Origin of the sequence: Bradyrhizobium sp. PRIMUS42 (assembly GCF_023006515.1) — a bacterium.
In the GTDB taxonomy this organism is placed as follows: Bacteria; Pseudomonadota; Alphaproteobacteria; order Rhizobiales; family Xanthobacteraceae; genus Bradyrhizobium.
Genome location: NZ_JALBGZ010000351.1, coordinates 1 through 6,590, shown reverse-complemented (window position 1 = coordinate 6,590; position 6,590 = coordinate 1). Strand labels below are relative to the sequence as shown.

The 6,590-nt window shown below is 64.3% G+C and carries 8 protein-coding genes and 1 pseudogene; 3 read left to right on the top strand and 6 right to left on the bottom strand.

Annotated features, from left to right (window positions below):
• Positions 1 to 841: efflux RND transporter permease subunit (locus MOV75_RS23065; protein WP_247006670.1), on the top strand; the 841-nt coding region annotated here is incomplete at its 5' end.
• A gap of 33 nt (positions 842 to 874) precedes the next feature.
• Here MOV75_RS23065 and MOV75_RS23060 read toward each other — a convergent pair.
• The 4 genes from MOV75_RS23060 to MOV75_RS23045 form a co-directional block, all read right to left on the bottom strand.
• Entirely contained in the window at positions 875 to 1,741 is an 867-nt protein-coding gene (locus MOV75_RS23060; RefSeq protein ID WP_246926034.1) for an ABC transporter substrate-binding protein, read from the bottom strand.
• Between the two features lie 221 nt (positions 1,742 to 1,962).
• Positions 1,963 to 2,364, bottom strand: coding sequence for an arsenate reductase (glutaredoxin) (gene arsC, locus MOV75_RS23055; RefSeq protein WP_246926035.1), 402 nt, complete (start codon positions 2,362 to 2,364; stop codon positions 1,963 to 1,965).
• Positions 2,361 to 3,062 carry an MIP/aquaporin family protein gene (locus tag MOV75_RS23050; protein WP_246926036.1) on the bottom strand — a complete coding sequence of 234 codons (702 nt, stop codon included), beginning with the start codon at positions 3,060 to 3,062 and terminating at the stop codon, positions 2,361 to 2,363. Before MOV75_RS23050 ends, arsC begins: the two co-directional genes overlap by 4 nt.
• A gap of 66 nt (positions 3,063 to 3,128) precedes the next feature.
• Positions 3,129 to 3,491, bottom strand: a complete 363-nt coding sequence (locus tag MOV75_RS23045) for a helix-turn-helix transcriptional regulator (protein WP_246926037.1) — start codon at positions 3,489 to 3,491, stop codon at positions 3,129 to 3,131.
• A gap of 117 nt (positions 3,492 to 3,608) precedes the next feature.
• Between MOV75_RS23045 and MOV75_RS23040 the strand changes: the two genes are divergently transcribed.
• The gene (locus MOV75_RS23040; protein ID WP_247006671.1) at positions 3,609 to 3,926 is read left to right on the top strand and encodes a helix-turn-helix transcriptional regulator; all 318 of its coding nucleotides are present in this window, start codon (positions 3,609 to 3,611) and stop codon (positions 3,924 to 3,926) included.
• A gap of 48 nt (positions 3,927 to 3,974) precedes the next feature.
• Positions 3,975 to 5,339, top strand: a complete 1,365-nt coding sequence (locus MOV75_RS23035) for an NAD(P)-binding domain-containing protein (protein ID WP_247006669.1) — start codon at positions 3,975 to 3,977, stop codon at positions 5,337 to 5,339.
• A 65-nt stretch (positions 5,340 to 5,404) separates the two neighbouring features.
• On the opposite strand, the gene MOV75_RS23030 is transcribed toward MOV75_RS23035, so the two are convergent.
• Entirely contained in the window at positions 5,405 to 5,809 is a 405-nt protein-coding gene (locus tag MOV75_RS23030; protein ID WP_246932367.1) for a GFA family protein, read from the bottom strand.
• Positions 5,810 to 5,942: 133 nt separating this feature from the next.
• Positions 5,943 to 6,476, bottom strand: a pseudogene (locus tag MOV75_RS23025) (LysR substrate-binding domain-containing protein); the annotation flags it as partial.
• Between the last annotated feature and the right edge of the window lie 114 nt (positions 6,477 to 6,590).

Below are 6,590 nucleotides of genomic sequence, written 5' to 3'. Positions count from 1 at the left end.
CGCTGTTGGGGGCGCCGTGCCGCTCGGCGAGGTCGCGAAGGTCGAGCCGGCGCGGGGGCCGACCTCGATCCGGACCGAGAACGGCCAGCTCGCGACCTACATCTATGTCGACATCCGCGATCGCGACATCGGCAGTTACGTCGCGGACGCGCAACGCGCCGTGACGGAGAGCATCCAGTTTCCCGCCGGCACTTATGTCGTCTGGAGCGGCCAGTACGAATATCTCCAGCGCGCGGCAGCCCGCCTCAAGATCGTGATCCCCGTGACGCTGACGATCATCCTCCTGCTGCTGTACCTGAACTTCAGGGCGCTGACCGAGACGCTCATCGTCATGCTGTCGCTGCCGTTCGCGCTGGTCGGTGGCATCTGGATGATGTGGTGGTTCGGCTTCAACCTGTCCGTCGCGGTCGCCGTCGGCTTCATCGCGCTTGCAGGCGTCGCCGCCGAGACCGGCGTCGTGATGCTGATCTATCTCGATCACGCACTGGCCGAGATGAAGGCGAAGCGCAAGGCCGAGAGCAGCGGCTTCACCCGGCAGGATCTCCACGACGCCATCATGGTGGGCGCCGTCGAGCGGGTCCGGCCCAAGATGATGACCGTGGTCGCCATCATGGCGGGCCTGCTGCCGATCATGTGGAGCACCGGAACGGGATCGGAGATCATGCAGCGCATCGCGCTGCCGATGATCGGCGGGATGATCTCGTCGACGCTGCTGACGCTGATCGTGATCCCGGCGATCTTCGGCCTGGTGAAGGGGCGGGGACTGCCTGATCGCGCGCCTCTTGCCGATCAAGATGCCGCGACAGCGAATGGAGCCTGCGCCCGGCAGGCCGCGGAGTAGCGGAGCGAATTGTGAGGCCGCAGCACGGCAAGGCTACTCGATGACCTTGTCGGCCATGATCAAGACGTTTTCCGGAATTGAAAGGCCAAGCGCTTTCGCGGTTCGCAGATTGATCGTGAACACGAACTGGGTCGGCTGTTCGACGGGTATGTCGGCAGGATTTCCACCCTTCAATATGCGATCAACATAGTGCGCGGCCTTCACGAACAACGACAGGATCTCAGGACCGTAACTCATGAGCCCGCCCAATTCGGTGTAGCTGTTGACCTGAAAAACTGAAGGCAGGCGGTGCTCCAGCGCGATGGAAGGAAGCGAAGGTCTGATCGGATCGGCAAGCACATACACCACGTCGCAGCCGGCGGCCTTCATGTCCTGATAGGCCTTCTTCACGTCCTCCGGGTTTGGTGCGATATAGCGATCCGCCGAAATCCCGATCTTCGCCGCAGCGTCGCGGGCGACCTCGAACAGCGCGGCGTGGGTCGGGTTGTTGGACGTCAGCACTCCGAGTTTCCTGACGTTCGGGAAGACGAGCCGAACGATGTCGAGCGTCTTGGCCGTGAGGTCGCCGAACATGTTGGCGACACCCGTGATGTTGCCGCCGGGTTTGGCGAAACTCCTCACGAAGCCGGAGCCGATCGGATCCGTCGATGGCGACATGACGATCGGGATGGTCGATGTGGCCTTCTGGGCGACAGCGATCGCCGGAGTGGCCTCGGCGATGATGACGTCGGGCTTCAACTGGAGAAGTTGCTGCATCAATTCCGGAAGCTCCGAATAACGGCCATTCGCCTCGCGAACATCGAAAACGAGGTTCTTGCCTTCCTCGTACCCGAGGGATCGGAGCGTATCCTTGATGACGGGAGTCGTGGCCGAGCCTCTCCCGGACACCAGGTAGGCCACGCGCCAGATCCGGGATCGTTGCGCAACCGCCTTCTGCGTTGCCAAACCCAAGCAGCCGATAAGCACCACGCGACGAGAGATTGTGCGATGCATGACGTTTGCTCACGAACCTGCAAGAACGTGATGCTAACATGCTGCTGGAATCCCGCCAGCGGCTTTTAGAGCCTCAACGAAGCCCGCTTCCGGTTAAGCCAAGGGCCCGCAGCCGCCTTCCCGCCAGTCTATCGCGCTTCGACCACTTCGCCGTCTTCCTTGACGAAGCGGCCGACGGGATTGTCCAGCAGGTCGATGACGGCCTCCGAGGGGCGGCACAACCGCGTGCCCTTTGGCGTCACGACGATTGGACGGTTGATCAGGATGGGATGAGCCAGCATCTGGTCGATCAGCTCGTCATCGGTCCATTTGGGATCGTCGAGGCCGAGCTCCTTGTACGGCGTTCCCTTCTCACGCAGCAGCGCGCGGACCGGAATGCCAAGCCCCACGATCAGCTCCTTGAGCTTGTCCCGCGAGGGCGGCGTCTTCAGATATTCGATGACGTCGGGCTCGGTGCCGCTCTGCCGGATCATCGCTAGCGTGTTGCGCGAGGTGCCGCAGGCGGGGTTGTGATAGATGGTGACGTTCATCGAGGTGTCTCCGCAATCGCAACAGGGCCGCGCGCGTGCGAGGCGCCGAGCAGCCAGTTCATCAGCAGCATGCCAGCGAACGCGCCGCAGAGCTCTGCAAGGATGAACCCGGGCAGGTCAAGGGGGCGAATGCCGGCGAAGGTGTTGGTCAGCGACCTTGCGATCGCGACCGCCGGGTTGGCAAACGAGGTGGAAGCCGTGAACCAATAGGCCGCCGTGATGTAAAGGCCCACCAGCCAGGACACCGCCGTCCGTTGAAAGCGGATGCCGGCCAGGATCGTCGCGACCAACCCGAACGCGGCGACGGCTTCGGCGAACCATTGCGGCCCTCCGGTTCGGACCTTGGTCGAGAGGTCGAGCAGCGGCAGTCCGAACATCAGATGCGCCGCCAGCGTTCCGGCGATGCCGCCGGCGATCTGCGCGATCACGTAGAGCACGGCCTCGTTCACAGGCAATTCGCGCTTGCCGGTGAAGACGAGGGTGACGGCCGGATTGAAGTGCGCGCCGGAGATCGGACCGAGCACCGCGATCAGGACAACCAGAATGGCCCCGGTCGGCAAGGTGTTGCAGAGCAGGGCAAGCGCCATATCCTTGGTCAAGGTCTCGGCCATGATGCCGGACCCGACCACGGTGGCGACCAGAATGCCCGTGCCGAGCGCCTCGGCCGCAAGGCGCCGTGAAAGGTCGAATGTTTCCATCAACCGGCCTTCGGCGTTGCACATGCCGCGTATTCGGAGCGCCGGGGCAGCACATTGTCCATCTCGTCAGCCACGGCTTCGCTCCTTCCGTTTCGGCGAGCAGCAGGATTGCAATGTTTCGACGACGGGATTGCAGACCTCAGGGCGTCCGCCGCAGCAATCGCGCAGCAGGAAAACCGCGATGTCGCGAAATTCGCCGAGGTTGGCGCGGTAGATGATCGAGCGGCTGTGCCGCTCGGAGGACACGAGGCGCGCGCGGCTCAGGATCGCCAGGTGCGCCGAAAGCGTGTTCTGGGGGACTTCCAGCAGGCGGGCGAGATCGCCTGCCGCAAGTCCGTCAGGCTCGTGCCGGACCAGGGTCCGGAAGGCTTCCAGGCGGGTCGCTTGGGACAGCGCTGCGAGCGCCAGGACGGCTTCTTCGGTTTCCATATATCCAGACCTATGGAATTATTGGCCTGACGTCAATCCGAAATCGCCGGCGCACTATTTCGAATATTCTAGAAATATCGTTGACAGGGAGGGAGTCCCAGGGGCATGTTCACTGCCATGAAGATCGATGACGCAGCAGCACGGCTGGAAGCCCTGGGTAACCGGACCCGGCTTCAGATCTATCGGGCCCTCGTCCGGGCCGGGCACGCAGGCATGCCCGTCGGCCGCTTGCAGGAAAAACTGAAAATCCCGGCATCGACCCTGTCCCACCACATCAAGAGCCTGGTGTCGGTCGGGCTGGTCAGCCAGGTGCGTGAGTCCACCAGCCTGGTCTGTCATGCGAACTATGACACGATGCGAGGCCTGCTGGATTTCATGGCGGCGGAGTGTTGTGTCGACGAGGCCGAATGCAAGGGCGCGCAAACGGCGGCCTGATTTTTTTGCCGAATAATTCCATGATTCTAGAAGAATGGGGGATGCCGAATGAACGATAAGACGGTTGCGATCATCGGGGCAGGGCCGGTCGGTCTCGCGGCGGCCGCGCACGTGCTCGAACGCGGCATGTCTCCCATCGTGCTCGAGGCCGGAGGTGAGGCCGCCCACGCCGTCCGTCAGTGGCAGCACGTGCAGCTGTTCTCGCCGTGGGAATACAATGTCGACAAGGCGGCGGCGCGCCTGCTCGCGCCGACGGGATGGAATTCGCCGGACCCGCAATCCTATCCGACCGGCGGCGAGCTGATCGAGCGCTACCTCGAGCCGCTCGCGACGCGAACGCCGCTGCGCGAGGCGATCCGGACCTCGAGCCGTGTCACCGCGATCAGCCGCGCCGGCTTCGATAAGGTGAAGACGAAGGGCAGGGAGCAGGCGCCGTTCGAGATCCGCTATCAGAACGGCAAAGGCCCGGAGGTGCTGCGCGCCGATGCGGTCATCGACGTGTCAGGCACGTGGTTCTCGCCCAATCCTGCCGGCAGCAACGGTCTGCCCGCGATCGGCGAACGCGAGCGCGCGGACCGCATCGCCCATGGCATGCCGGACGTGCGGGGTACACATCGCGCCAGATATGCCGGGAAGACCGTTGCCGTGCTCGGTGCCGGCCATTCCGCCGTGGGCACGCTGATCGATCTCGTGCAACTCGCGGACGAAGTGCCCGGTACCAAGGCCGTCTGGCTCTTGCGCGGCACTGAACCCGCAAAGGCCTTTGGCGGCGGCAGCAACGACCAGCTTGCCGCACGCGGCGAGCTTGGCTCGACCTTCGCCGCGCTCGTCGCGGCCGGCAGGATCGGGGTCGAGACCGGATTCGGCGTCACGCACGTGTCGGGCTCCGAAGGTCGCCTCCAAATTTCGGCCGGCGCCTGCTGCGGTGCGCGTAGCGTGATTGCAGATGAGTTGATCGTCGCGACCGGTTTTCGTCCCGACCTGTCGTTCCTGTCCGAGCTGCGGCTTCGGCTCGACCCGGCCATCGAGGCGCCGGTCGCACTGGCGCCGCTGATCGATCCCAACAAACATAGCTGCGGCACCGTTCGCCCCCACGGCGCGCGCGAGCTCGCGCATGACGAGCCGGGCTTCTACATCGCCGGCATGAAATCCTACGGCCGGGCGCCGACCTTCCTGATGGTGACCGGCTACGAGCAGGTCCGCTCGATCGCCGCCGAAATTGCCGGCGACAAGAAGGCCGCGGCACGGGTCGAGCTGGTGCTGCCGGAGACCGGCGTCTGCACGCGCGGCGGCGTGGAGTCAGGGGCTGCGGCGGGATGTTGCGGCGGTCCGGCCAAGGAAGATGTCTCGGCGTGCTGCGCCGCCGACGAAACGGCTAAGAAGGCGGGCGCTTCCGGCTGCGGCTGCTCATGAGGCAGTTGCAATGCGTAAGTTGGGCGGTCCTTGGGCGGTGACCGCTCTCGCGACGGATATCGCCGCTACGGCTGCGGAGGAAACCGGTCGAACGTCGGCAGCGCGTGCGTGTGCGCCATCCAGCGCAGACGCTCGGCGACCTGGATGTGCATCGTCGCCGGGATCGCATCGGGATCGTCGTTGGTGGCGCTCTGCACGTCGATGATCCCAGGCATGCTGGCGTTGGCGTAGAACAGGCCGGTTCCGCAGTCGCTGCAGAAGTGCCGCTGCACCTGTTCCGAAGACCGGTACACTTTGGGCTCGCCCTTGGTGACCTTGACGGCATCCTCCGCGTACATCGTCCAGCCGACGACCGGGGCGCCGGCGTGCAGCCGGCAATCCCTGCAGTGGCACAGCGCGTGCACGATCAGTTCGCCTTCGATCTGATAACGGATTGCGCCGCAGTGACAGCCGCCGGTGATGGTGCTCATGCGTTCCTCCCGTTCGAGAGCAAGTTTTGCAGATCGATAGCTCCCGAGGCGTGCAGCATCAATGGCGCAATCGGTTCGCGATTGCGTCCTACTGTCGCCTGACAACTGCTGCCATTGCGGGGCACGCCATCGCTCAAGCCGAGCGACCGGCCGCAAGCTCGCGCGTGATCCACTCGGTAAAGGCACGGATGGCCCGACGCTGCTGGCCTGCGCGTGGGAAGACCAGATGGTGGCCGACATAGCGAATGTCGGTGGAACGTCCGGCAAGGGGCGCCACCAGCAGTCTGGTCGCGATCTCGCGTTCGGCGAGCCGCGTCGATTCCAGCGTCACGCCAAGTCCGCTCGAGGCCATCGCGATCGCCAGGAAGCTGCGATCGAAGCGCATGCCGTGGATGGCCGGCGCTTCGAGGCCGTTGGCCGTGAACCATTGATGCCACTGCACCTGCTTGACGTCCGAGCGGATCAACACCTGGTCGAGCAGGTCTTTCGGCTTGCGAATTTTCTTCGCGAGCTCGGGCGTGCACAGCGGTGTCACGGTTTCTTCGCCCAGCGAAATCACCTCGACACCCTCCGCCCGCGGCTGGCCATAGACGATGTCGATGTCGAAATCGTCGTTGCTGAAGCGGGCATATTCGGTGTTGGCGGCGAGCCGCACCTCGAGCCTGGGTTAGTGCATCCCGTCACCGGGAAGCCCGGCTGGTGGGAGACGCTGGTCGGCCCCGGCCGCCCGATTGATCCCAAGCACTACTTCATCATCTGCTCCAACGTGATTGGCGGCTGC

Bases quoted from the DNA above. Each gene is read 5' to 3' on its own strand.
- arsC (WP_246926035.1), bottom strand. From the start codon at position 2,364: ATGAACGTCACCATCTATCACAACCCCGCCTGCGGCACCTCGCGCAAC.
- MOV75_RS23050 (WP_246926036.1), bottom strand. From the start codon at position 3,062: ATGGAAACATTCGACCTTTCACGGCGCCTTGCGGCCGAGGCGCTCGGC.
- MOV75_RS23045 (WP_246926037.1), bottom strand. From the start codon at position 3,491: ATGGAAACCGAAGAAGCCGTCCTGGCGCTCGCAGCGCTGTCCCAAGCG.
- MOV75_RS23040 (WP_247006671.1), top strand. From the start codon at position 3,609: ATGAAGATCGATGACGCAGCAGCACGGCTGGAAGCCCTGGGTAACCGG.
- MOV75_RS23035 (WP_247006669.1), top strand. From the start codon at position 3,975: ATGAACGATAAGACGGTTGCGATCATCGGGGCAGGGCCGGTCGGTCTC.
- MOV75_RS23030 (WP_246932367.1), bottom strand. From the start codon at position 5,809: ATGAGCACCATCACCGGCGGCTGTCACTGCGGCGCAATCCGTTATCAG.